31 protein-coding genes and 1 pseudogene are annotated in these 23,952 nt (G+C 62.9%); 8 read left to right on the top strand and 24 right to left on the bottom strand.

The window, feature by feature from the left end; all coding sequences use genetic code 11:
- The 8 genes from AB0M76_RS17785 (at position 1) to AB0M76_RS17750 (ending at position 7,263) form a co-directional block, all read left to right on the top strand.
- On the top strand, positions 1-3,372 hold the full coding sequence (locus AB0M76_RS17785; RefSeq protein WP_365953703.1) for a LamG-like jellyroll fold domain-containing protein: 3,372 nt from the start codon (positions 1-3) through the stop codon (positions 3,370-3,372).
- A gap of 64 nt (positions 3,373-3,436) precedes the next feature.
- A complete protein-coding gene (locus AB0M76_RS17780; protein ID WP_365953702.1) occupies positions 3,437-3,982 on the top strand; it encodes a hypothetical protein in 546 nt (181 codons plus the stop codon).
- Positions 3,983-4,000: 18 nt separating this feature from the next.
- Positions 4,001-4,330, top strand: coding sequence for a hypothetical protein (locus tag AB0M76_RS17775; protein ID WP_365953701.1), 330 nt, complete (start codon positions 4,001-4,003; stop codon positions 4,328-4,330).
- A complete protein-coding gene (locus AB0M76_RS17770) occupies positions 4,331-5,161 on the top strand; it encodes an N-acetylmuramoyl-L-alanine amidase (RefSeq protein ID WP_365953700.1) in 831 nt (276 codons plus the stop codon).
- Positions 5,162-5,169: 8 nt separating this feature from the next.
- The gene (locus AB0M76_RS17765; RefSeq protein WP_215142314.1) at positions 5,170-5,400 is read left to right on the top strand and encodes a hypothetical protein; all 231 of its coding nucleotides are present in this window, start codon (positions 5,170-5,172) and stop codon (positions 5,398-5,400) included.
- 260 nt (positions 5,401-5,660) lie between these two features.
- Entirely contained in the window at positions 5,661-5,903 is a 243-nt protein-coding gene (locus AB0M76_RS17760; protein WP_365953698.1) for a hypothetical protein, read from the top strand.
- Positions 5,875-6,399 carry a DUF6879 family protein gene (locus AB0M76_RS17755; protein WP_365953697.1) on the top strand — a complete coding sequence of 175 codons (525 nt, stop codon included), beginning with the start codon at positions 5,875-5,877 and terminating at the stop codon, positions 6,397-6,399. Before AB0M76_RS17760 ends, AB0M76_RS17755 begins: the two co-directional genes overlap by 29 nt.
- A 15-nt stretch (positions 6,400-6,414) precedes the next feature.
- Entirely contained in the window at positions 6,415-7,263 is an 849-nt protein-coding gene (locus tag AB0M76_RS17750) for a helix-turn-helix transcriptional regulator (protein WP_365953696.1), read from the top strand.
- A 1,755-nt stretch (positions 7,264-9,018) separates the two neighbouring features.
- Here AB0M76_RS17750 and AB0M76_RS17745 read toward each other — a convergent pair.
- From AB0M76_RS17745 to AB0M76_RS17630, 24 genes and pseudogenes are all read right to left on the bottom strand, one after another.
- Positions 9,019-9,201, bottom strand: coding sequence for a hypothetical protein (locus AB0M76_RS17745; RefSeq protein WP_365953695.1), 183 nt, complete (start codon positions 9,199-9,201; stop codon positions 9,019-9,021).
- Between the two features lie 145 nt (positions 9,202-9,346).
- Positions 9,347-9,568 (bottom strand): hypothetical protein, encoded by a 222-nt coding sequence (locus tag AB0M76_RS17740; protein WP_365953694.1) that lies wholly within the window; start codon positions 9,566-9,568, stop codon positions 9,347-9,349.
- Between the two features lie 61 nt (positions 9,569-9,629).
- A complete protein-coding gene (locus AB0M76_RS17735; protein ID WP_365953693.1) occupies positions 9,630-9,929 on the bottom strand; it encodes a hypothetical protein in 300 nt (99 codons plus the stop codon).
- Positions 9,930-10,956: 1,027 nt separating this feature from the next.
- Positions 10,957-11,289 (bottom strand): Lsr2 family protein, encoded by a 333-nt coding sequence (locus tag AB0M76_RS17730; protein WP_365953692.1) that lies wholly within the window; start codon positions 11,287-11,289, stop codon positions 10,957-10,959.
- 137 nt (positions 11,290-11,426) lie between these two features.
- Positions 11,427-12,080, bottom strand: a complete 654-nt coding sequence (locus AB0M76_RS17725) for a histone-like nucleoid-structuring protein Lsr2 (protein ID WP_365953691.1) — start codon at positions 12,078-12,080, stop codon at positions 11,427-11,429.
- A 126-nt stretch (positions 12,081-12,206) separates the two neighbouring features.
- A complete protein-coding gene (locus AB0M76_RS17720; RefSeq protein WP_365953690.1) occupies positions 12,207-12,398 on the bottom strand; it encodes a hypothetical protein in 192 nt (63 codons plus the stop codon).
- Between the two features lie 134 nt (positions 12,399-12,532).
- Positions 12,533-13,189, bottom strand: a complete 657-nt coding sequence (locus AB0M76_RS17715) for a hypothetical protein (RefSeq protein WP_365953689.1) — start codon at positions 13,187-13,189, stop codon at positions 12,533-12,535.
- Positions 13,190-13,405: 216 nt separating this feature from the next.
- The gene (locus AB0M76_RS17710) at positions 13,406-13,834 is read right to left on the bottom strand and encodes a deaminase (protein WP_365953688.1); all 429 of its coding nucleotides are present in this window, start codon (positions 13,832-13,834) and stop codon (positions 13,406-13,408) included.
- Positions 13,827-13,982: a hypothetical protein gene (locus tag AB0M76_RS17705; RefSeq protein WP_365953687.1), complete on the bottom strand. Its 156-nt coding sequence runs from the start codon at positions 13,980-13,982 to the stop codon at positions 13,827-13,829. Before AB0M76_RS17705 ends, AB0M76_RS17710 begins: the two co-directional genes overlap by 8 nt.
- Positions 13,979-14,344, bottom strand: a complete 366-nt coding sequence (locus AB0M76_RS17700; protein WP_365953686.1) for a DUF2493 domain-containing protein — start codon at positions 14,342-14,344, stop codon at positions 13,979-13,981. Before AB0M76_RS17700 ends, AB0M76_RS17705 begins: the two co-directional genes overlap by 4 nt.
- 82 nt (positions 14,345-14,426) lie before the next feature.
- Positions 14,427-15,164 carry an FAD-dependent thymidylate synthase gene (thyX, locus tag AB0M76_RS17695; RefSeq protein ID WP_365953685.1) on the bottom strand — a complete coding sequence of 246 codons (738 nt, stop codon included), beginning with the start codon at positions 15,162-15,164 and terminating at the stop codon, positions 14,427-14,429.
- Between the two features lie 120 nt (positions 15,165-15,284).
- Entirely contained in the window at positions 15,285-17,315 is a 2,031-nt protein-coding gene (gene nrdJ, locus AB0M76_RS17690) for a ribonucleoside-triphosphate reductase, adenosylcobalamin-dependent (RefSeq protein WP_365953684.1), read from the bottom strand.
- A 42-nt stretch (positions 17,316-17,357) separates the two neighbouring features.
- Positions 17,358-17,951: a hypothetical protein gene (locus tag AB0M76_RS17685; protein ID WP_365953683.1), complete on the bottom strand. Its 594-nt coding sequence runs from the start codon at positions 17,949-17,951 to the stop codon at positions 17,358-17,360.
- A gap of 11 nt (positions 17,952-17,962) precedes the next feature.
- Positions 17,963-18,730, bottom strand: a complete 768-nt coding sequence (locus AB0M76_RS17680; protein WP_365953682.1) for a hypothetical protein — start codon at positions 18,728-18,730, stop codon at positions 17,963-17,965.
- Positions 18,731-18,744: 14 nt separating this feature from the next.
- Positions 18,745-18,984, bottom strand: coding sequence for a hypothetical protein (locus tag AB0M76_RS17675; RefSeq protein WP_365953681.1), 240 nt, complete (start codon positions 18,982-18,984; stop codon positions 18,745-18,747).
- Entirely contained in the window at positions 18,981-19,628 is a 648-nt protein-coding gene (locus AB0M76_RS17670) for a toprim domain-containing protein (RefSeq protein WP_365953680.1), read from the bottom strand. Before AB0M76_RS17670 ends, AB0M76_RS17675 begins: the two co-directional genes overlap by 4 nt.
- 13 nt (positions 19,629-19,641) lie before the next feature.
- A pseudogene (locus tag AB0M76_RS17665) lies at positions 19,642-19,836 on the bottom strand (CHC2 zinc finger domain-containing protein); the annotation flags it as partial.
- 47 nt (positions 19,837-19,883) lie between these two features.
- Positions 19,884-20,312 carry a RusA family crossover junction endodeoxyribonuclease gene (locus tag AB0M76_RS17660; protein ID WP_365953679.1) on the bottom strand — a complete coding sequence of 143 codons (429 nt, stop codon included), beginning with the start codon at positions 20,310-20,312 and terminating at the stop codon, positions 19,884-19,886.
- Complete coding sequence (locus AB0M76_RS17655) at positions 20,309-21,103, bottom strand: DnaB-like helicase C-terminal domain-containing protein (RefSeq protein WP_365953678.1); 795 nt, start codon at positions 21,101-21,103, stop codon at positions 20,309-20,311. Before AB0M76_RS17655 ends, AB0M76_RS17660 begins: the two co-directional genes overlap by 4 nt.
- A 20-nt stretch (positions 21,104-21,123) precedes the next feature.
- Positions 21,124-21,423, bottom strand: a complete 300-nt coding sequence (locus AB0M76_RS17650; RefSeq protein WP_365953677.1) for a hypothetical protein — start codon at positions 21,421-21,423, stop codon at positions 21,124-21,126.
- Between the two features lie 91 nt (positions 21,424-21,514).
- Entirely contained in the window at positions 21,515-21,940 is a 426-nt protein-coding gene (locus AB0M76_RS17645) for a hypothetical protein (RefSeq protein WP_365953676.1), read from the bottom strand.
- Positions 21,933-22,760: a PD-(D/E)XK nuclease family protein gene (locus AB0M76_RS17640; RefSeq protein WP_365953675.1), complete on the bottom strand. Its 828-nt coding sequence runs from the start codon at positions 22,758-22,760 to the stop codon at positions 21,933-21,935. The genes AB0M76_RS17645 and AB0M76_RS17640 overlap by 8 nt, the downstream gene beginning before the upstream one ends.
- Complete coding sequence (locus AB0M76_RS17635) at positions 22,757-23,008, bottom strand: hypothetical protein (RefSeq protein ID WP_365953674.1); 252 nt, start codon at positions 23,006-23,008, stop codon at positions 22,757-22,759. The genes AB0M76_RS17640 and AB0M76_RS17635 overlap by 4 nt, the downstream gene beginning before the upstream one ends.
- Before the next feature lie 569 nt (positions 23,009-23,577).
- Entirely contained in the window at positions 23,578-23,913 is a 336-nt protein-coding gene (locus tag AB0M76_RS17630) for a WhiB family transcriptional regulator (protein ID WP_365953673.1), read from the bottom strand.
- Positions 23,914-23,952 lie beyond the last annotated feature (39 nt).

The following is a 23,952-nucleotide window of genomic DNA, read 5'->3' as shown; positions in this document are numbered from 1 at the left end:
ATGGCGACGATTCCCACGGTTACTGTCGAGGTTGCCTTTGACGGTGGCCCCTTCTCCGATTCCTATTCGTGGACGGACGTTAGCGACTACGTGAAGGGGTTCCAGGTTAAGCGCGGTCGTAACGCCGAGTTGGACCGTATCGAGGCTGGAACCCTTTCGCTGTCGCTCGACAACTCGGACGGGCGTTTCACACCCGGCAAGCAGAAGGCCGGCGGGAACATTCTCAGCGGCTCTTCTGCTCTGGTTACGTTCGATATGACCGACCGCAACAACAACACTGTGATGTCTCAGATTTTCCTTGGGAACATTGACGACGACCAGAAGCCGCGGGTTATGAGCCGCACCGTTTACACGAACGGTAAGCCGGTGTCCTGCTACTTCTCCGTTAAGTGGCTGGACGCTGCGGGGGCAACCCTCCGCTTCAACACCGGCACGCGCTTCGTCGCGGACACCTCTCCGGCCGTTTACACGCACGAAGAGGCGCCTCCGGCCGGCACGGTTACAGCGTGGCTGTACATCTATGCCGACACTTACCCCGAGGGCAAGGGGACCGGTCCGCTACTGGTGTACGCGGAGAAGGCCGAGTGGTACAAGACTCAGCCTTACTACCCGAACGTTGTTCCTCGGCGGCGGGTTCGAGTGCGTACGTCGAACCTGTACCCGAAGGACGTTTCAACGGGCGGCGACATTAGCCGTACTTCAGTGCTGTTCGGGACTTCGCACGCCACCGGGGCCAGTGATGATTGGTCTTCCGTGGTGGCGAAGAGTGGTGCTGGGTCTGTCCGTGTGAACTGCGGCAGCAACGGCACGGCCGATATGGCCAGTTCCGTTCGATGCGGCTACCCTTCCGGCGGTAAGTCGATGGGTATGGCGCGCGTGAGTCCGGGCGTGACGTACACGGCTTCCGGGGCCGTCCGTCTGGCGGGCACGTCTCGGGACCTGAATGCGATTACCCGGTTCCGCTGGTACGACATTGCGGGAACCCTGCTTTCCTACAGTGCGTCGAGCGCTCCCGTAGCGCTGAAGTCAGACCGTGGAAACCTCGCACTGAATCCGGGCCTTGAAGCTGACCTAACGAACACGCAGCTTTACGGGTCCTCGTCGAACTTGACCCGTGCGCGGGTGACCACTGACTTCTATGCGGGTACGGCCTGCGTCGAGCACACGCACATTACCGAGGGCGGGTCGGCCGGCACTACGTGGACCATTGAGCCTGCCACGGCTGGACAGACTGTCTCGTTCGGGGTGTGGGTGAAGATTCCCGCGTCGGGAATCACGGGTGGTCAGCTCGCTTGGCGAAGCGGCACAACGACACTCAAAATCAACACGATTAGCCCACTGCCTACCCCGAACACTTGGGTTCGCCTTACTGGCTCCTATACGGCTACGGCTGGACAGACCATTGACCGGGTGGGCCTATCGTTCATCGGCGCCAACGGAACGAAGTGGTATGCAGACGCGTGTCACGCGGTCATCGGTGATTCGGTGCCCGGTTACCAGGATGGCTCTTCAAGTGGTTGGCGGTGGACCGGTGCGGCTAACGCCTCGGCTTCTTCCCTGATCGTTGACGACAGCCTTCCGGGGGCGTGGACCGCGCTTACTCCCATTACCGCTGCGGCACCCGCTGGCGCGGCTTGGGGGATCCTGGAAATAGGGTCGCAGGGCGGAGACTATGGAGCCTCGTTCTATCTCGATGAAGTCCAGTTCGAGGAAGGCCCCACTCTTTCCCCTTGGAGCCCTGGCGGCTCGATCTTCCACGGGTACATAGAGAAGTGGCCGGTTACATCCGAGGGCCTTACATCCACGGTCGAGGTTTCGGCCGTGGACGGCTTCTCTGTCCTGTCGAACACCGATCTACGGGCCCCTATGCAGGCTCAAATTCTCAGTTCGAGCCCTCTCGGGTATTGGCCCCTGGGTGATCCGGTGGGGTCGTCCAGGCTTGAGAATCTGGCCAACGATCAGCAACCGGCGAAGCTCGTTCCGTCGAAGTATGGTGGCGGCACTGCGCTCCTCGGGGCGGACTCGATTGTCCGCAACGACGCGACGACGTGTTACAGCCTGGCGGACGTTGCCAGCAATCAAGGCACGGTCGTTGATATTTGCGACAGTGGCGCGCGGAGCTATCCGCTCGGAACCGATTTCACGGTTGCCTTTTGGACGCTGCCTGTTCGGCCGAGTTCGGGTCTGTACGTGACTCTTTTCGCGGGCTGGTCGGATACTGGGGAAGAGTTCATGACGGTCCGGCTGGACTCGGCCGGGAAGCTTACGATCCGGACCACGTACGCCGATGGAACGCTAACTACACTTTCGAGTGCAACCATTTTGAGTACGTCGGTCGCTTCGCACATCGCGGTTTCGGTAGAGCAGGGCATTACCCGCCTCTACATAAACAGCGATTTCAAGCTTCAGGACTCCGGTCCGACTCCCGCGAACACCGACATTCGTGACCTTCGCTGGGCCACCCTCGGGGGCCGGCAGGCTGGTTCGCTGTATGCCGAGTACAGCAATGGGCGGCACGCGCATATAGCTATCTGGGATAAGCGGATGTGGCAGGTGGACCTCGAACCGATATGGCGCCTGGGCGACAACGGCGGGGCCGATTTCCCCGAGAGCGAGACGGCCCGCATTACCCGTCTTGCCGATATGGCCAACTATGCGGGCGAGACTGTCTACGACCCCGGTAAGAGCACCCTTCAGGCGCCTGGGTGGTCCTCGGGCGCAAGCGCGCTCGAAGAGCTACAGACGGCCGCGGAGGACGCTTCGGGGTACCTCTTCATGGATGGCGACGGCCGGCTTACCTATCACAACCGTGATCGGCGGCAAGGCGCCGTAGTGCGGTACGTGCTGAGCGACAGTCTCGGCCTTCCGTACGAGCCTGGGCTTCAGTTCGAGATGGACGATGACCGCATTATCAATGAGGTCACGTACAAGCGGACGAACGGCATTGAAGGAGTCCTGAAGGATCGCGCTTCGGTGACTTCCTATGGCCGGAAGTCCAAGAGCATCGAGCTTCGAGTGACTTCGGATAGTGCAGTTCAAGACGCTGCATACACCCTTCTGAATCACTACTCCGCTCCTGTGGTGCGGTGTGATTCCGTGACGTTGAACGCTACGGCTTCCCCGGGTCTCTTCGCGTTGGCCCTGGGCGCCGAGATCGGCGACCGAATCACGCTGTCCGATCTCCCGTCCTCGGCCCCGGATTCGAGCCTTGACTTCTACATCGAGGCCATTGCCACGGATGTTTCCGTGAACGGCGCAACGCTGGAATGGGTGACAACGCTTTCCCTGTCTCCTGCTGAGAACTCCGACGTCTGGATTCTCGAAGATCCCACGCTAGGCCGGCTCGACCGAACTTCGATCCTGGCCTACTAGTCCACAACGACACCGAAGGGCGCCCCCGAGGGGCGCCCTTTTGGTGCGCCTAACCCCATTGGAGATGGCCGGCATGGGTGCGGTTCCCGCCACTCAAAGCTTTCTCGCGGGCGAGAAGGTCACGGCTTCGAAGCTGACCGCCGCGACTAAAACACCGCTTGACTTCCTGATGAATCCTCCACGTTGCGCCGTCTATACGGCGGCGGCTATTCCCTGCGCTACTGGCGTTTCAACACTGGTGTCTCTCGACACCGAAAGTTGGGACACCGATTCGATGCACTCGTCAACCAATGACAGCCGAGTCACGATCAATACTCCCGGGCAGTACCTCGTCACGTTTTACGGGCGATTCCCCTCGAACGCTACCGGCTATCGACAGCTGAACTTCAGGAAGAACTCGGGTGGAAACGCGGCGGGCGGTAGCACCATGAGCACTATTGCTCTGGCGGCGGCGAACGGTACGGCCACCTTCATCACTCGAACCTTCGAGCTGAACTGTATTGCCGGTGATTACTTCGAGCTGTTCGCCCTTCAGAACAGTGGCGTCTCTCTGTCACTCGACAGCGGGCAGCGCGTTTCGGGCATGGAATTTCGCTGGATTGGCAATTGATCTACTAAGGAAACACCCTTGAACCTTCTCGGCATTGCCGGTTGGGCCCTCGGTGCTCTCGCCACACTCGGCGCCCTCGGGGCGGCCTATGTTCGCGTGCGGTCCGATGCGGACAACGCGACGGCGGAGATTTGGAAGGGCGAAGCGGAAGCGCAGAAGGCCCGAGCTGATCGGCTCGAAGCACAGCTTGACGAGCTAAGCGGCCGTGTTGCTCGCCTCGAAGCCGAGAATCGGCACCTTTCCGAGCTTGTCACCGGACAGGCCGCTATTGCTGAGCTGAAGGCCGTTGTGACGGCCCAGCATCATGAACTTATTTCCCTTATTCGAACCGCCCCGGAAGGCAGCTAAATGGATTTCGTACAGGCTAAGTGGTACGGCCCTGGCCGTACCGTCCCTATTCGTGTGGTCGTCATTCACGACATGGAGGCCCCCGAGGGGCCGATGACTGCCGAGAACGTCGCGCACTGGTTCTCGACCATGGACGCGTCGAGTAAGGCGAGTGCTCACGTCTGCGTCGACAACGACTCGGCCGTTCGCTGCGTGGCCGATGGTGACCGGGCCTGGCATGCGCCCGGCGCGAACTCTGACGGCCTGGGTATCGAGCTTGCCGGGTACGCCCGACAGTCCCGGGAAGAGTGGCTTGACCAGTATTCGAAGGGCGTGCTGGAGCAGGCCGCGCGGGTCGTTGCCGGGTGGTGCCAGAAGCACAACATCCCGGCGGTGAAGCTCACTGCGGCCGAGCTGAAGGCCGGCAAGCGGGGCATCGTCGGTCACCGGGACGTGTCGGCCGCGTACGGCCAGACCGACCACACCGACCCCGGCCCCAACTTCCCGTGGGACTACTTCCTGGCCCGTGTAAACGCGCTCATGGCCGGAGACTCGAAGCCGGACACTCCGGCGCCCCCGAACCCTGGCAAGTACGTCCCTCCGGCGTTCCCGAAGGGTCTCAAGCCGAACAGTGCGACCCCCTCGGCGAAGGGCCTTCAGCGCGCCCTGAAGGCCGCTGGCTTCATGAACAAGGGCATCGCCGAGTCGGACAACTACGGGCCGAAGACTCAGGAAGGCGTCGGCGTCTTCCACCGGAAGTTCCCGCAGTACGCGGCCAAGGGCTCTACCTGGGATGTGGCCATTGGCCCGAAGGGTTGGGCTGCTCTCTTCAATCGTGCCTACGGCAACTAAGGAAACGTATGAACTTCGTTAAGACCAATCCCGCGCGCCTGTACGCGCTCGCGGTGGCTGTCCTCGGCCTGGTGGCCGCCCTCGGCGTCCACGTACCCGAGGGGCAGGTTCTCGGTGTCGTCGCGGCTGTCCTCGGCCTGGTCGGCGGTGAAGCCGTTCAGCGCGTCGAGGACGCGAAGACCCGTGACGCCCTTCTCACTCCGTCCCCGGTTCACTCCGGTCTCGCGGACGAAGGTTAGCCCGTAGGGCGGTGGCCGGCATGCCTCCGACCGGTCCACTCAGCACGCCCCACCGGGCATCACGAAACCCCCAACCCTCCCCGGGTTGGGGGTCTTTCGTCGTTCTGCAGGACGTTTACACGGGGCCGCGGGCGGTCCTCGATGGAGCCGCAGGGGCCTTCCCCTCTCATGGCTGAAAGCGCACCCTTGACGCGATCCCTACTCGTCGTGAGGGTCGATCCGTAGAAGTCTGTGGAACTCGTTTGCCCCGGGAGGGCGTCATGTCGCTACGGTTCATCGCGAAAGATCCGAACACCGACGGGGCGAACTGTCCCACGGTGTGGGTGGACGAAGAGAAGCAAGAAGTCGTGTTGCAGGGGTGGGACCCGGACGAAGCCACGCTTGCGGAGTGCTTGAAGTCCGGCCCCATCCCGGAGGGTGAAAACGTCGTTCGGCTACCCCTGCGTATGGCCGACTCAATCAGGAAGGCTCTCGATGCCGCAGACGGCACCACCGTTCAGTGAGCTGCTGGCAAACTGCCAGCGTTCTGCCGTGCATCTTGAGATGCGCGACAGCTATGACGACCCCGACGAAGCTCCGCGCGTAGCCGCGTGGAAGGCCGGCCATCGGCACGACCCGAACGATCGGGCGTCCTGGTGGCGCCCGTGGCTCGACATGGTGGGGGAATCCGTCGCCCGGGGGGTCGTCATCCGCCGTGCGCGGATCGTCTCGGAGCCTGTCAGCGAGTACACGCGCTACCTCTATGACGGCACGTTCACGAACGTGGCCGCTGGTGAGCAGATCCGTTGGCTTCCCCGCCGGAACGCGTCTGACATCGCCTTGCCCGGAAACGACTTCTGGGTCTTTGACGACCAGGTGGTGAGGTTCGGCTACTTCTCCGGCGAGGGTGTCTACCTCGGGGATGAGGTGGACGGGCGGCCCGAGGTGGCCAAGCTGTGTACGACGGCCTTTGAGGCCGTCTGGGATCGGGCGATCCCGCACGACCAGTACACGATCTGAGGCACGACAGCACCGATGGCCCAATCCCCATCGTCCAGTGTCCAGGCGGCCCGTGAGGCACTCGCAGCACGTCTCAAGGACATCCGCCTGGACTCAGGGCTGAAGGCGCGGGAGGTGGCGGACCGTGCCGGCTGGTACCCCTCGAAGGCGTCTCGGCTCGAGAACGCAACCACGCCGCCATCCGATGCCGACATCCGCGTGTGGTGCACCATCTGTGGCGTACCGGACGAAGCGCCCGACCTGATCGCCGCCTCTCGCTCCGCTCAGAACGCCTACGTCGAATGGAAACGCCTACAGCGCACAGGTCTGCGACGACTCCAAGAGTCGTACGTGCCTCTCTTCGAGCGCACGCGATCCTTCCGCGTCTACTGCTCCAACGTCGTGCCGGGGTTGCTCCAAACCCCCGGATACGCAACGGCGTTGCTGTCAAAGATCACGGCCTTCCGGCAGGCGCCGAACGACGTTGCGGAAGCGGTGGCGGCCCGCGTGGACCGGGCACGCGTGCTGCGTCAAGGGGACCACCGCTTCGCGATCCTGGTTGAGGAATCCGTCTTACGGCATCGCCTGGGCGACGCTGAAGCGATGGCCGGACAGCTCGGACACCTGCTGTCGGTCATGTCGCTTCCCGCGGTCTCCCTGGGGGTCGTGCCGTTCACGGTCGAGCGCGACATGTGGCCACTGGAGACGTTCTCTATCTACGACACGGAACAGGCTCAGGTCGAGCTACTGACTGCCGCTGTCAACGTCACCGCGCCGTCAGAGATTGCGCAGTACGTCAAGGCGTTCGAGCGGCTGTCCGAGCAGGCCGTCTACGGCGGCACCGCACGCGCCCTGATCACGGACGCCATTGGCGCCCTCGGCTAACTCGCGTGGAATTCTGTAGAACTTCGTAGAGGTCAACGCCGTCTCGTTCGTAGCGTGTTGTTCACGGAGCGCAGCTACGAGGAGCGGGCGACCATGGCGAGTGGGGCAAGAGCGCGAGCGGCCGACAGCATCGCGGAAGACGACGTGACCGAGCTGGGCTCTGCGATAGACCGTCGCGACTTCCACCGCCTGCGCCCCGAGGTCGGAGGGGACACGTTTCCGTTCTGGGCAGACGTGCCCGACTGGGTTCCGCGCAGGGGGTACGCGCGGCCGACGCGTGACGTACTACGGGCGGTCGAAGCCGGGCTAAGGCGGAAGCCGTGAACACCCCTGCAACCGCCCGTGAGCACCCGTACGAGCCTGACCCTGGAACAGCCGTTGCCGACAAGGCCACGGGCCGTCTGGGGCGTGTATTGGGGCCGGTGCGAGGCGTTCTGTGGATTCGGCCGATCGGGGGCGGCGACAAATGGGAAGCGGACCCGAACTCCCTCAGGCCGGCCACAGCTCGGGAGGTGAGCGACGCATGGGCAATGAGAGGGCGGGCGTGAGCCCCCGCTCTTGCTGCCACTTCACCCCAGAGCAGCGGGCTGCACTGGACTCGGGATTCGCTCGCATCCTCGCTGCCAAGGAGGCTCGGGAGTGGGAAGCGGCCATACGAGAGGCCTTCCCGGTGCTTGTGCAGGCAGTAGCCGAAGCGGTCGAGAAACAGGAAGCCGGAACCCGTGACGCATGAAAAGCCGGACCTGACGACCATTCCGGCGGATGCCTACTGGCCCAAGGGGACCGAGTTGGAACAGCCTTCGTACTCCTCGCATGAGCGTCTTGTGACTCGCGCTGTTGATGACGTGGCAGAGAGCTGTCTTGAGAGCGTCGATGTTCCGGAACGTGTCAAGGACACCATCCGGCCGCTTCTCGATTCGGAGATTGACGAATTCCCCTGGGAGGCGCCAACCATTTGCGAACTCTGGGCGAACCATGCGGGAAAGCATGTCGGCCACTTCGCCCCGTCGCGCGACCACGAACAGGGGGAAGGGGCAGTGTGGGCGGTATGGGGCGGGGGCGCCCCTGTCGTACTCCGAGGAATGCCACGCTGTGGCCATAGCGAGTGCAGCCACCCTCGGGATTACTTTTGCTACGGGTGCCGATTGCCGCGCGGGCACGACGGCAGGCACACGGGGCGGGAGTGAGAATGCCCAGACCGAGCGCCGAAGAGGCGCGGGAGCAACGCAATTACATAGCAGCCCATGAGGACAAGATCAGGAAGCGTCTAAGGAACGGCGAGACGTACGTACAGATCGCTGCACAGCTCGGAGTCAGCCCGAGAGTCCTCAAACAGATGCTTGAAGTCGTGTTAGCGAGGGTCGGAGTACACAGGTGCCAGTCATGCTTAACCGCCACAACACGGAGCGCCCCGCACAGTGCGGCGCATGGGTGAAATTGCTGGGTCACCACGTAGGGGCAATCCGTCGCTTCCCGTTCGAAGCGCCCCGGTACGACGGATGGGTAAATGACTCGGCTACGTGCGGACGCGGATACGGGCATGACGGCTGGCACGAATCCGGTATGCGCCCCTTGGATGAGAAGTACGGCGGTACCGAGGTTGGCATCCGCTGGAAGCGGTACCACGGATATCTCAGCCCTGCGGGCTTCCAAGTCGTTGTTCTCGGGCCCCTCTCGGCGGCGCCGGCCTCTGCGACTGACTGAGCGAACGCAGAAGGGGCGCCCCGTGGGGCGCCCCTTCTGTTGTGTCTCTGACTAGCCGTTGATCAGCTCTCGGCACACGTCGCACACGCAGTGCGGGTCATGCATGACCGTGCAGGAGTCGCTAGCGGGCGAGTCCCCCAGGTCGAGGATCGTTCCGCAGAACCGGCAGAAGGTCACGCTCTCCTCGCAGAAGTAGACCCACCGGTGAATGCCCTTACGGAGAGATACGGCCATTGTTCTTCCCTTCATCCGGCCCCCTGTTGGGGGCCGTTTCTCGCTGACAAGGAAGACGGTAGCAGCGTTTAAACGAGATTCCAAATACTAGCTTCCGCGCAAGGGGAAACCCCCGCCGAAGCGGGGGTCTGGCCTGCCCATGTCCTTAGGTGGTGCGCTCGATCAGGGCGCGAGTCGCGGCCCATTCCATCGCGCGGAAGACGGCCTGCCCGATGCGGCCGGCCTGCTCGGCGGACAGGTCTTGCGCGGCCTCCCAGAAGTACCGCGAGAACTCTTCATCCATCCAGGGGAGTTCGAGAACTCCACGTTTCTCCAGCTCCACCCTCACGGCGGCGGCTAACTCGGGGTTCGGGGGCGCAGGCTCCATGGGTCCTCCCTGGTTGCGACTGTATGGCAGATGCTAGCGAAGGCCGCGGACCGCCGCCGGGCTACTCGCTCAATCCCCGAGCCTGCTCCCACTCGGTCACGTTCCACGCGTCCACGCGCACGACGCTGGCGGAGTGTCCGGCCTTCTCGTACGCGGCCCGTACGGCTCGCCCCGCGACGGCCCCAACGTCCCACAGGGACGGCACGCGCACGGTCATGGTCCACTCGCTCACGTCCGGCCACAGTTGCGCGGTGGCGCCGTACTCGACCAGCTCGCCCGTCACGGTGTCCAACGCCTCATCGGACACGGCCAGGTCGAGGCCGGCATGGCGGACGCGAACGATGCCCTGGTAATCCTGCATGGTTTCCTTCTCTCTCGCTGACACGGTGAAGGGGGCCGGTCGCCCGGCCCCCGGTGAGGCTACAGAATCCCGAACCGCTTTGCTACGGCCTCATTGTTCCTCTGTCCTCGGCCCCCGGTGTTCCGGCTAATCCATTCCGCGGGCTTCATCGGGTCCGAAGGCCAGCAGAGCCAACCATGATTCCGGCGCTCTACCTTGAACCCCTCGGCCTCAATCGCCTTTGCGAGACCTTCCGGGGTTCGCTTCACCTTTGCCACTGTGTCGCCCTTCCTGTCGTTCTCTCGCTGACAAGGCAGACGTTACTAGTATTTGGAATCCCTGTCTAGCCCGCTCAGGTGGGTTGTTGCTGTTGTCTTTCGTCTTTGCCTTACCCCATGCCTCGGGTGCCCTGAGCGGGCGGGAGCGGGTTGGACCCCCCCTTGAAGCAGGCAATAGACCCCCCATTACTGGAGGTTGCTCACTTCAAGAGGGGACCTAGGAGACGACTTACGTACCTCGGTACGCCCGTCGGGGCTCTCGCTTTCAGGACCGGCATTGCGGGGATTACTCGCGCCGTGGGACCGGGAAATGTAGAAGGTCAGAGCGTCGCTTGCTCGCCCCCTCTGCGGGGGCGCCGGTCCGGGTCCACCTTCACCCGACATGCCTGTCTACTCGGTATGCCGTTCCCTCTCGGGCTTCTCTACCTTCCGGGGGCTGAATCCGGAGTCGGCTTTTGGTGAGCGGAGCCGTTCTCTTACCGCTGACTGTCTGGACTCCCCGTGTCGTCACCACGGGGCCGCAGGGCGGTTTCCTGGGGCCGCTCTCCCTTGGCATGTCGTCTCCCCTCAGTGCCACCTGAGAGGCCGTCTAGCTGCGACTCCCGGCCGGAGCCGAGGGACCGGACGTTACTAGCATTGAAACTAGAAGCGCAAGCTAGACTTGGAGTGATCAAGGCCACCCGTTTACACGTACGCCCAATGCTAGCTTCGGGCATGACGAAGGCCCCCCGCCGTAGCGGGGGGCCGTGGTCGAGCTGGTCGAGGTGAAGCTAGGCGGCGTGGGCCTTCTCGTACGCCGACTTGATCTCGGCCGGCACTCGGCCCCTGTCGTTCACTTCGAGGCCGGTCGTCTTCGCCCACGCCCGGATAGCGGCCGTGTCGTTGGCGGGCTTGCCCGAGCCCATCCGGCGGGCCGTCGTGCGGCCCCCAGAGGTCTTCCGGGCCGCCCCGAGGAACGGGGCCAGGTCCTCACGCAGCTTGGCCGCGTGAGCGTCGTTCAGGTCGATCTCGTACATCTTCCCGTCGAGGGCGAACAGAACGGTCTGCGTCGCCTCGGAACCGTCGAGGTCATCTACCAGCGTTACTTCGACCTTCTGGGCCATATTGTGTTCCTTGTCCGGGAAAATTTCGATTGCGTTAGACAACTTCTTACCAGCGTGGCACTTGCAGCCACAACCGATTCCGCTTTGCGTGCGGACGGGGCACGCCGCGTGATGCCCCGTCATGCACCATCCGAGCTTCACGCGCCTACAAGCTCCCCTCCGTGGGCCTTCGCGTACGCCTTCAGTACCGAGTCAGGGATGCGTCCGGTGTCCTTCACCGTGTGGCCATTCTGGCGCGCCCAGGCGCGAATCACGGCGCTGGAATCCGTGGCCATGGTGACGGAAGAAGCCTTGACGACCGAGGCCGCGAAGATGGGGGCCTGAACCGCCGGGGGCTCCCAGGCCGGCCACGGCTCATCCGACAGGGACTCTTCGTCAGCCTCGGCGACCAGCTCGACCAGCTCGACCAGCTCGACCCGAACGGGCTCACGCTTCTTCAGAAGGTGCGTGAACAGGTGGACGGCCAGGGGTACGGCGAGGGAAGGCACTCCGCGGATTACCGGACCCGGGACCGTTTCCGGCAGGGAGTTGGACCACAGGGAATAGGCGAAGAACAGGGCGGCCAGGGTCCACGGGTAGGCCGTGGCCTTCCATCCGAAGTCGCGAAGTCGGTAGGCGACCCACACGGCGACCGTGACGAAACCCTCCACGATGAGCGGGTATATGGGGCTGAGGCTGTGGTTCCCGTCGCTCCCCAGGTAGACGCTCCGAAGAGCTTCGTACGAGAGCGTGAAGGCGCCCGCCGCGATTCCCGCGACGACGCTAGCGGCGGCCCTATCGGTCTTGTGCATGATTCCCCTTCCGGCCCGAAGGCCGTTTCTCGCTGACATTGGGAACCTAGCACTTAGTCAGATCGGGTTTCAAGTTCTTCGTTCTAAAACACAGGAAAGGGCGCCCCTTCCGGGGCGCCCTCCTGGTTACTTCTGTACCTTCACCCACTTGAACCGGTGCGGCTCCTTCGGGTTCTGGTCGCAAGCCGCGTGCCACACGCATACCAACCGGGCCGGGCATTCTTCGACCAGCTCGAACCGCGAGCGATCGGCGGCCTTTCCGCACTTCTGGCACTCAATATCGGCGCCGCCGTCGAGGATGATGAACTTGTGAAGCATGGCTTCCCCTTTCGTGGGCCGGACTTTCCGGCCCCTCTCGCTGACAAGAGAAACGTAGCACGTTTAAACGGTGATTCCAAATACTAGATTCAGGGAAACGCAAACGGCCCCCCGAAGGGGGCCGCGTGGGTAGGTCAGGCCGAGACTTCCATGACGGTCCCGAAGGGGCAGACCGGCATTCCCACTTCAATCCACTTCTGAGTGGTGCGGACCACGTACCCGCCACACTCACATTCCGTCGAGCACTGAACCTTGATCATGCGGGTTCCCTGCTTCTTCGGGCCCGAGTGAACCGGGGGCTCTTCCTCGGGGGTCTCCTCAGGCTTCGGCTCGGCCTTCGGCTGAATCGGCTTGCCCATGGGGTAGAGGGTGGCGTGAGCGTACGGGCCGAGGGCCTTAGCCAGGTCCCGAAGCTTCTCCGTCAGTTCCGGGGTGGCCACGGTGGCAGTCATCTTGCCCGTGAGGCCGAGGGCCTTAGCGGCCTTCGCGAAGGCGCCCTTGTGGCCGTTCTTGCAGTCGTCCGCCGCGTGTACCAGTTCGTGAATCAGCACGTCCAGGACGCGGGCTTCGTCCTTCAGCTCGGGGGAGATGAAGAGGTGATTCACCCCGTCCTCGCTCGCCAGGGACGACCAGCACTGACCGAGGATCTTCGCGCTCTCACGCTTCGCGCCGTAGCCGAAGCCGACCGAGACGTGAATCTTCTCGGGAAGCGGGAAGTCGACCTTCTCGAACTCGGGGCGAAGGGCCTCGATCGCCAGGTGAAGCCACTCTTCGCGGGTGATCTCTCGCATGATGTTCCCCTTCATTTCGGAGGCCGGCCGGTCCGGCGCTCCGTCTCGCTGACAGGAGGAACGTTACTAGTATTTGGAGTCACGCGCAACGTTTAAACGGGCTAGGTTCAATGCTAGAATCAGGGCAACGAAAAACGGCCCCCACCGAAGTGGGGGCCGTCTGTTCCATCCTTCACCGTGTCAGCGAGAGAAGGGGAAGGAACTCGTTCGAGACTATCAGTCGGACCCTGGCGGGTGCCATTCACCGTGGGGCCAGACAACGCGCCCGATACGGGCCGCAGTGATCAGCGTCCGGCAGCTCGGGCACGGCTCCCGCGTCACGTAGAGCGTGGCGCCCTGGCGGTGCTCGGCAGGGGTGAGGCGGACGCAATTCCGCTCGGCATGGTCGGCAGTGCAGTTCGCATAGTCGGTGTTCGGCGGGCACTCCTCGGCGGTGAGCCTGCCCCGAGGGCACGCCCCCGCAGACAGGCATCCGGGTACCCCCGGCGGCGGTCCGTTGTACCCGGCGCCCACCTGAGTGGGTAGGCCGGCCAACCGCTTGACCATGACGCCCCCCACCTGAGCACGCGTGCAGTCTCCGCGCACACTGACGGCCTGGGCGATGCCCAGGAAGTAGGCATCCCAGGAAGGCCGCGGGTCACCCATTGGCGGACCCTGCACGGGCCATGTCGCGCACGATGGCGAAAGCCTGGCTGTCAGTAAAGCCCGCGCCCTTCAGGGCCTCGAAGTACGAGTGAAGCGCGGTAGCGGCCGAGATCAGGTCGGCGGCGAGGCTGAAGGGGGTCTTAGTCATGCGAGGAACCTTCGGGTCTCTATCCCTGCCTTCTCGGCAAGGTTGGCGGTCATGGTGGCGCCCTTACTGCCACGGCGGATGAAGGCCAGGCAGACATCCGGGCCGAGGTCGACCAGCTCGACGTTCCGCAGGAATCCGGCGCGCTTGCCGTGCCGGTCCCAATCGGCGGGCCGCCGGATCACATGCATTCCGGCCCGGGTGGCGTACTCGTCGGCTAGCGCGTCGGCCCCGGTGGGGCATGCTCCGTGAATCAGCACTGCGTCACGGGCGAACGTCTTCGTCTCGTAAAGCTCACGAAAGATGGATACCTCTATTCGGTGAGCGTCGGCCCAGTCACGGGAACCGGTAACGAGGATCTTCAATACTTCCGGCTCCCCAGAAGTACGGCCAGGGCCGCCCCGAGGGCGAAAAGAAGTCGTTGGAACGTCTTCAAGGTGAAACCTCTCAGTAGGCGAACGGGGTTCGGGGCACGTCCTGAACGGCACCGGGGGCAAGCGCTCGCAGGTGGCCCAGGATCAGGCCGGCAAGCTCGCGAATCTCGGCATCGGCCGCTTCGTGCCACCGCTTACCGAGCACGTCACGCCAGGCCCGAAGATTGCCGGTTACGAGAAAGTCAACCGGGGTGGCATTGGGAAGAACGGCCCGCGCGGCTTCCCGCGCTTCCTTCCGCTTCAAGCCCTGCCCGCCGAGATGCTGGACGAGAATCCGGTAATCGTTCAGGGCGAACGCGTACGCGTCCCGAACGAGACCAGCGGCCGAGGAACCCGCAGCGATAGCGGGGGGAAGAACAGGCTCGGGGTGATGCTTCTCCGTGTCGACGTACCTCTGAGATTCCACGCTGAAGGAAAGGAACCGGTGACGCTCCAGTTCGAGGAGAAGCGCCCGGGAAACGCCTTCCACATAGAATGTGACCGAGGCGTGTTCGAGGACCGAGAAATGCCCCTGCCGGAGGATGTGCCGCATGTAGTCGCTGTTCGCGGCGGTGGCCGGATTCGGCTTGGACCAGCTCTTATAGCAGGCTCGCCCGGCGAATTCGGCGAGTTCATCAGCGTCCGTCACTGGCCGGGAAGGGTCATCCCCGAGGACATCGAATTCAGGCGAAGTCTGGACCGGGAAGGCCGAGCCCTGGTCGTCCCAACGGTCTTCAGAAATGCGAGTCGACGCAACGACAGTGACCTTCAAAGGAATCCTTTCGGGGTGGCAACAGAGGGGGCCGGGCCGTATTCACCGGCCGCCCTCTGTCTCTGTGGTCCTAGTATCTGGCCCCTAGGGTGGCGGTTTCAAATACTAGGTTCGGTGCCGCTACTTCACCGGACATGCGCCCGACGAACAGGCTTCGTCGTAAGAGGCGTCAACGCTCTTCGCGGTAGCGGATTCGTACTCCTCGGCCGTGATCCGCTCGTACGGCGACTGTGGCCGAGTGAGGTCCGGGAAGACCGTGGTGCCCTTCAGGACCGGCAGGAAGCGCGCTAGCGTCTCCTCGGCCTGGTCCTGGTCGAGACTGCCAGGAAGGACGTTCACCGTGAACGACACGGCGTTATCCGCGTAGTTCTTCTGATACATGGCCTGAAACGCCAACATGTCAGCGAAGCTGATTTCATCAGCGGACTCGACCAGCGAGGCCGGCAGGCCCAGGGATTCGATCTCCTCCGCCAGCTTTTCCTTCGTGGGGAACTCGACCACGACGGTGTTACCGGACTGGTCGTAAACGTCGGTCTCGACGTTGTGCCCCTGAGCGAAGAACGTGTTTACACGCTCTGCCTGTACGGGGTCGACCAGGGAGAACCTCACGCGCCGGATGAAGTGGCGAGCGTAAATCGGGTGGATCCCTTCAGTGACGCCCGGCATTTTCGCAATGGTGCCCGTGGGGGCAACCGTGGTCATCTTGACCGGGACGGGAATGCGGAGATCGTGGGCGAACTCGGCAGCGGCGGCCTTTACTTCGTTCTGCATGATGCGAAGCTCGAACGGGAAGCGAAAGAAGCTAGGTGCCTTCGAGTATCGGATTCCCTGCTTTGCCAAGTAGCCTTGTACTCCGAAGTGGCCTACGCCGATCCGGCGATTGCGGGTGAGAGTCTCACGCTGCTTCGGATCGTTCACGTCACCATAGGTGGCGCGAATGAGGAAACGCGTCATGAGTCGATGCGCTTCAAGGATGCCTTCGAGGTCGGGTTCCTCGCTCGACTTCTTCGGCGCGAACGCGTCGAGGTTGACGTGACCCAGGTTGCAGTTTTCCCAGGGTTCAAGCGCGATTTCGCCACATGGGTTAGTCGCGATTACCGGGTTAGGCTCCCCGGCATTCGAAAGGCTGATGTTCCAAAAGCCGGGCTCCCCGTTGTCGAGCATTCCGGCAACAACAGCCGAGTGAACCGCTTCCGCATGCTCGTCGCCCTCGGCGAGAAGGCGAATGAAGTTGTCGTCAATGACCGCGCTTACGTTCGTGGTCCAGTGCTTTCCCGTATCGGCCTTACAACGGATGAAGTCGAAAATGGAAGGGTCGTCCCACTCGACCATACTCATCCGGGCCGAACGTCGATTCCCACCGCTGACCACGCATTCCGCAATGGCGTGGTCTATCTCCATGGCTTCAAGCGGCGACAGGTGGGCGCCGGTGGAGCCGTTCACCACGGCCGCAATGTCGAGCATCATTCGCGCGAAGGGCCGAGGACCGGACGCGGTACCGCCGAACGTCCGCAGGGACTCACCAGCGCCCCGGACGCGGCTCACGTCGTACACGCGGTCAACGTGCTTCACGTCCTGGCGGTGATAGGTGTCGAGAAGGTCGACCAGAGCAGCGGCCCACCCCTCCCGCGAATCCTCCACGGGGAACGCTCCGCCCCACTCGGGCGCGTAGTCGTCAGAGAGAACCCCCGCGGCCTTCATGGCCGAGTAATCCGCATGGGTGGGGTCACACACGATGTGCACGTTCAGAGAGCGCTCAGGCGGCCCGTACGGGGCCAGAAAACGGGAGCTGTAGTTAGCCCCCACTCCACCACCCTCCATAAGCCTCAGGAACGTGAACTCGAAGTGATCCGAAAGCTTCTCGCCCCAACCGCTCACATGGCAGTTGAAGAGGTACTGCCTTCCGGGCACACCCGACGCCCAGAGATGGCGGCCGGCAGGCAGAATCTTGAAGTCATACATAAGCTCGATGAGCCGTTCCCGCTCACCGGGCTTACGGTGCTTCTCCGGCACCAGGGAAAGGTTTCCGTCGACCACACGGGTAACGGTGTCGAGCCACGTTTCCCGGTCGCCGTTCGCCCTCACGCGCTGATAGGTGCGCTCATAGACAGTCTCTCCGGTCGGGCCAAAGTTCGGGGCATGGTCAAGCAAGGGTGTTCCTTTAGTCGTGTGCGTAGGGGGTGACCAGCGGGCTTATTCGCCCGTGGCACCAATCCGGCGGAGGCCGGGGCCGACGTACGTCCGGGCTTCGTTCTGACGCTTTACGACGCCGTTGTTCAGCGTCCGCGTGATCTTGTCGATGGCTCGGGAAAGTCGCATCGTCTCGGCCGAGGAAAGAGCCTCGCCCTGCTCGTACCGCTTCGCGATAACGGCTGCATCGAGAACGGGCAGGAGGCTGTATGCGCGGTCAAGGTCCCACAGGGCAACTACGATGCCCCCGGCGGCGACAGACACCCCGTCATCCATCGTGGGGGCCTTCTCCCACATCTCAGGCTGAAAGAACGCCTTCTCAAAGAGCTGTCGTACTTCCGAGGACGTGTAAACGTACTCCGCGGAGTGGTAGATAAAGGCGTATCGCTCGCGGCCGGCATAGCTCACGGCCACCTTCCGGAAGTTCTTCCGAAGCGTCCCTTCCGGGTAGTCACTACCTTCGTAGTGGGCGCGCTTCTCCGTGACATGAAGAAGAATCTCCTGCTGAATGTCGTCGGCATCAATGCCGGGGTACTCGTCGGCGACCCTTCGGGCGACGCCCTCGGCGAGCTTCGTGTACTTCGTCCAGTCAATCATTCGGAGTTCTCCTAGGTGGCCTTCTGGCCGTACGTGCGGCCTTCGACCACGAAGGTTCCGTTCGGCTTGATGAAGATGGGGGCAGGCGTGACACGGTTCTTGTCGACGTAGAGAATTCCGAAGCCCTGATTCCAGTTGCCGGAACCCGCCTTCAGATATCCGGCAGACTTGAAGTCCATGAGGTTTCCGACTTCGAAGCCGAACCGCTCTCGAACCAGTCGAGAGTTCACGGTCATGTGTTCATGCTGAATACCGAGCTTGTGTGTATGACCGCACACCACGGAGTAACCCCACTTACGGGCCAGGGCGAGCGCGGTTCCGCCGGGAGCGCGAGAAGATCCGCCTTCGTCGCCGTGGGCGAGAAGCCAACCAGGGGCGATCTCGTACGGCTCTTCGTGGTAGGTCACGCCGTACTTCTCGAAGTCGAGGAGCGATGGCACTTCGAGGGCCTTCAAGCCCATGAGGCCAGGGGCGCGCGTACGGACGTACGTAAGCGGTCGGTCCATGTGGTTGGAGCGGCTTACGTGAATAGGCCCGTCATGGACGGCCCGCAGGCCGGCCAGGACTCGCTTCCCGGCATCACAGTGCGCCTGTAGATCCCCCTTGTACTCACCGGCCGTGCCGCGCGTCCATCGGCTGATCTGCGGGAAGTCGACTTCGTCGCCCACGCTCGCTATCTCGTCGGGCTTGTACTCGGCCAGGAACCCGAGGACGTTCCGGACGGCCCGCTTGTCGTGGTATGGAATTTGCATGTCCGACAGGACAACGATGCGCTTCAACGCGTCTCCAAATACTAGTTATCGTCCGCGTTGAAAGCGGCTTCGAGGCGGGCCAGGCGGATATCGAGCATGGCCGCGTATACGGCCAGGTCTTGCGCTTCTTCCCTGGCGTACCGGATCAGGCCGGCAAGGGGCATCTTCTCGAACTTCTGGGAATCGCCTTCGTCGTACTGCTCGGCCCCGATCCCGAGGATTCGGGAACGACACTCGCCGATGAAGTCGCTTACCTGGTCGGCCAGTTCCTCAGAAGTCATCGCTTGATCTCCAGCCGGTCTAGAAGCGCGTCGGCGCCGTGTTCGAGGACGTACGAGTTCACGTCGTGGCCTGTGGGCATCGGGGATATTCGGGCGTTCTTGATCTGCTCTGCGACCTTCTCGGCGAACTCCATCCCCTGCCCCTTGTCGTCCTGGTCTGCGAGGATGTACACCGCCCGGTACCCCTTGAAGCACCGGGCAAAGTAGCTCTTCCATGCGCTCACGCCTGCGATGCCCACGGCTGGAATACCGGCTTCGTTCGCGGCTACCGCGTCGAACTCGCCTTCACAGATGGCGATATGGTCACTCGGGACGAGTAGCGCGTTCGCGTTGAAGATGCGCGGCGGGTCGCCGGGGACGCTGCGGTACTTGGGCCCTTCTCCGTCGCCCAGGCGTCGGAAGCGCACGGTCACGACTCCCGCGCGGGTGACGTACGGGACTGCAAGCATTCCGCGGGCTACTTCATGCCCCGGCAAGGGGCTTTCGACGTATCCCAGCCTGAAGGATGCTGCGCTGGCCCCGGACAGGCCGCGACTCTTCAAATACGCCACGGCGTCGGTACTGTTCTTTAGTGCCGCTTGATACCGCGCCGTAGCTTCCTCCAAGAAGCTTTTCAGCGCAGGCTCGGGTACAAGAGAAGTCACGGCATCCTTCCTGGTCTGCGATCACGTCGAAGCTGTCGCCCGAGATATCGCAAGCGAAGCACCGGAAGCGGTTCTCTTCGGTGCACACGGAAGCCGAGGCATTTCGGTCTTCGTGGAACGGGCACTTCATCTTTCGGAAGCGGCTACCTTCCGGAACGTCATTCGCTCCGTAGTGCTCTAGAACTTCCGCAATCGGGGGCTTTTCCATCCGCCCTCCCTTGTGCTCCAAATACTAGTTTCGCGGGGGTGGCGGAATCAAAGAGCGGACGCAACCCGGATCAAGGCGCCGGGCTCTTCGCCCTGGCCGGCATAGACCTTGTACGCGAAGAGCTTGACCACCTGGGCGTCATCCTTGAACGCGCCGCCCATGCGAAGCGCGTCGAGGGTGCTCCGACACAGCTTGTCGAGGTCGGGATACTGGGCCGGGTACGCGGGTGCACTGTCCTTCAGGAGGTGCGCAAAGCGTCCGGTCCGGTAATGGCTCTTCGGGCGCTTCAGCCGGAACCACACGGCCACGGTCACGAACGGCCGCGGCTCGAAGTGGTGCCGTGAAGTCTCGGCCGCTACGGCGGCCCGCCACGGTTTGACCTTCTTCGAGCTTTCCAGCATCACGCCGTTGCCGACGTGCCGCTTGCTGCCCTGGGGGGCCGGCACTCCCGTAACGTCCAACTCGACCATGCTCATCCGGTGAGCCGCATTCGTTCCATGTCGGCATCCAGATACAGGATCATTGCGCCGGATGCGTCGGCCTTCCCAGTTCGGTTCTTCACGACGGAAACGCCCATCTGTCGAGTGGCGTCGTCGCCGATCCGGTGAAGGGTGAGGATCATTTCCGGCACCCGTCCAATCTGCCCCTTGATCTGAGACAGGGGGACAGGCTGGTTACCGTCGTTGCTGTCGCCCTTTACGTGGTGCAGGGCGACCACGCATGCGCCGGTCGTTCGGGCGAGTTCATGCAGGTACTCACAGACCTTTTCAAGGGCGACGTACGAGTTACTGTCTCCGTCGGCGTCCGGGACAACGTTGGAAATGTTGTCCACGATGATGAGTTCCGGCCAGGCGCCATACGTGGCAGCGAACGCCTTCAGCTCGCCTTCGAGGTCGTCAATCGTGAGCGACGCGGTGAAGTCCCATCGCAGGTGATCGAAGCCGTCAAGCTGTGCTTCAACGCTCTTCGTGTTGCCCTTCTCTAGGGCGTTCTCGATGTCCCGGGTGGACCACCCCGCCACGTTCGCGGCACAGCGAACGAACATCGTTTGGGGGTCGGTGTCCGCGCTGAAGTAGAAGGCCGGCACGCGGGCATGCAGGGCCAGGGCCATGCTCAGGGCCGACTTACCGACCCCGGGGGCCGCCGAGATGATCGTGAACTGTCCTCGGCGGAAGTGCACGGTATTGGCGGCGAACGTCTTGAAGATGGTGGGCAGGGGCTCGCCGGTCTTTCCAGCGTCGCCCTTAGCCCGAACGATGGTGTACACGGGCGATCCTTCGCGAGTTCCTAGACGGACGCCCAGACGGGCAGGGGAGCGCAGTTGCGGTACCGGCTCGACCGGAACTTTCCGGTCGTGGCGATGAGTCCGCGCTTCGCGGCTCGGCGCATCACGGGGCCGAGGGCGCGCGGCTCACGCGGCTTGATCAGTCCGGCGTCCCACAGGTCATCCGTGGTGAACTCGTCTAGATCGGCGGACAGTTCGGCGATGAAGCCGAGGGCGTACCGCTTCCATTCGTCGTCGGCGTTGGCGTCGACCTGGGCGATAGCGGCGTCACGCTTCGCGGTGGCGGTGGCAGTCGTGGGCATGGCTGTGTCTCCCTGGGCGGGTGTAAACGGGGTGGGGGTGCGCGTTGGTAGGCAGTCGCGCCCCTGCGGGTTCCAAATACTAGATTCGCGGCTAACGAATGAATTCGAGGCTGCACGCGTCCGGGGTGCCCTGGGGGGCGGGGCAGGCCCACGCCTTCCAGTTGCCCGGCTTGTTCTTGTACGGCTTTTCCAGGAACCGCTTCGTACCGTGCGGGCAGGTAGGCGGAGTGCCGTAGGGAGTGTCCTGGCCGGCACTCGGGCCAGAAGGCGTCTGGGCGCCGCTCTGCGGGGCAGAGTCGTACTGTCCGGGGTGAGTTACCGGACGGGCGCCCAGGATGGCGCCTAGCGTCTCCTCGGCCCGCAGGTGGGTAACCGCCTCGCCCACCAGGGCGGAGACTCCCGAACGGCCGTATCCGTCAAGGATGTCGACCAACTCGGTAAGGCTCTCGGCCTTGACGACAACCCACGAAGCGTCATGTCCGCCGTGCGCCTTCATCGTTACGCTGATCTCAGCCATTCACAATCTCCTCATAGGGGTATTCCCGCGCGTCCACGCCGTTGAAGTCGCAGAAGCGGCGGACGGTACAAGTTCGGCAAGCGTCGCCGGGGTTGGGTAGGAAGAGGCCGAGACGAACGGCCTTATCCATGTTGCGGAACCATCGGGTGACCTTCTCTCGGGAGAAGTTCTGAAGGTTCTTCGGTTCGGTCGGGGCGTTGTTCTTCGCCATGAAGTAATCCCCGAAGCCAGGCTTCACGCCGAACAGGTCATCTAGGGCGTGGTCGTAGATCGCTAGCTGAAAGGCCGTGTCCGGGAGTCTCGTACCGGTCTTCAGGTCACGCACTCGAAGGTGCCCATCGGGGTACTCGACTACCTGATCAATGAACCCGCGGATCTCGATCCCGCCGAGGTCGAGCGTGAACGGCAGCTCCACGGCCGGCATGCCCTCGATCGGCTCCCAGATTCGTTCCGGGGCTTCTATGGCGTACTCGAAGTACGCTTCGACCTGATCGCGGCCACGTACGCGGCGGTTCTTGATGTCGGTCTCGGGCTTCGTGACACCACCGGTAAGCCATCGGGAAGTGTCAGGTTCGACGGCCAGGGCGGCGGCCATGTCGCGTTCCCATGCTTCCTCGTACCACTCGGCGAGCTTGTCGGGGCCGTAGCGCCGGTTCGAGCGCTCCCACTTCTCGACCGCTTCGTGATAGGCCGTCCCTTGGATGAACCACGCGGCCTGATTCTGTGGAGCCCTGGCGACCTTCTCTAGCCGGTAAGCCTCACCGCAGCGCACGAAGCTGGAGTATTGCGAGACGGACCGGTGAGCTATGGGGCCGCTCACTCGCTAACCGGGGTATCAGCGTCCAGGGCGACGTTCTCGATCTCGCCAACAAAGGCGGCCATGGTCACCCCGTCCACGAACTTCGGAACCGAGGCGTTCGAGAGCTTCACGGCCGTGCCGTTCACGACCAGCTCGACCACGTTCCGACCCATGCCAGCATCGAAGATCGGGCGGACGGTGATCGGGTGCCCGTCGAGGTCGGTGAACTTCATCGCGGGGGTGTTCTTCGTGGCGTCAAAGGCGGTCATGATCTCTCCCAATACTAGTTTCGGGCAGCGAAAAGGGGCAGCGTCTCAGCTGCCCCTTCGATGTATGTACTTGTTGTGCAAGGTAACGGCCTCACTCGAACACCCAATACGCCGTGGTGTACTCGTCGTCATGTCCGCAAGCGAGGGTGTTACTCGGCCAACCCCGCAGGGTCACGGCCCGCATGGGAACCATCGAGCGCGCTAGCTCGATATCTTCGTGTTCCGAATTCGTGTTGCAGTACGAGAATTCAAGTCGCGTACCGTTTTCGTACCGCACCCTAGCTATGGATATGACCAAGGGTATGTCTAGCAGAATGTCAACGCCCTGAAGGCACATGCCCGCGTTGTTGAGATCAATTTCATGCGTCGAGCTATCTACCGACATTCATCGTCCTGTGTCGTTGACACTATCGCCAGTTGGTGGCCAGGGGTGTCTAGCCCCCCGACTGTTTGAACCTTAACTCAAGATGAACGCTTCTTCACACTTGAGTGAGACTTGAGGAGAGCAACTTTATATAGTCGTTACGTCTGCAACGATGCCACCTCTCATCGAGGCAAGATCGGTAAACCTAAGCTGCAAGATCAGTCATGCGGCGAAGCCTGTCAGCCAACGTCTTTCGGGGGATCCCCAGCTCACGCGCCATGGCGCTGATGGACTCGCCCCGAGAGTGCATGCTTCTGATCTTGGACGTGACCAGCTCTTCCAGCATGATCACTCGGAAACGCTTCGCGGCTATTCGATCTTCACGGGAGAGCCCACCCCAGATGCCGAACTCCTCATCTCTCCCCAATTCGGCGCAGTCGGCGCGAACCGGGCAGAAGCCGCAAGCTTCTTTAGCCTCGGAGAGTTCTTCGGCGGATTCGGAAAACCAGCTATCGGGGTTAGCCTCACAGGGAATCGTCAAGGGTCCTCACTTTGCCGGGGGTTATTCGACCGCTAGGTG

The organism is Streptomyces sp. NPDC051364 (assembly GCF_040682115.1).
Taxonomy (GTDB): domain Bacteria; phylum Actinomycetota; class Actinomycetes; order Streptomycetales; family Streptomycetaceae; genus Streptomyces.
This window is presented reverse-complemented; position numbering and strand designations above follow the sequence as displayed.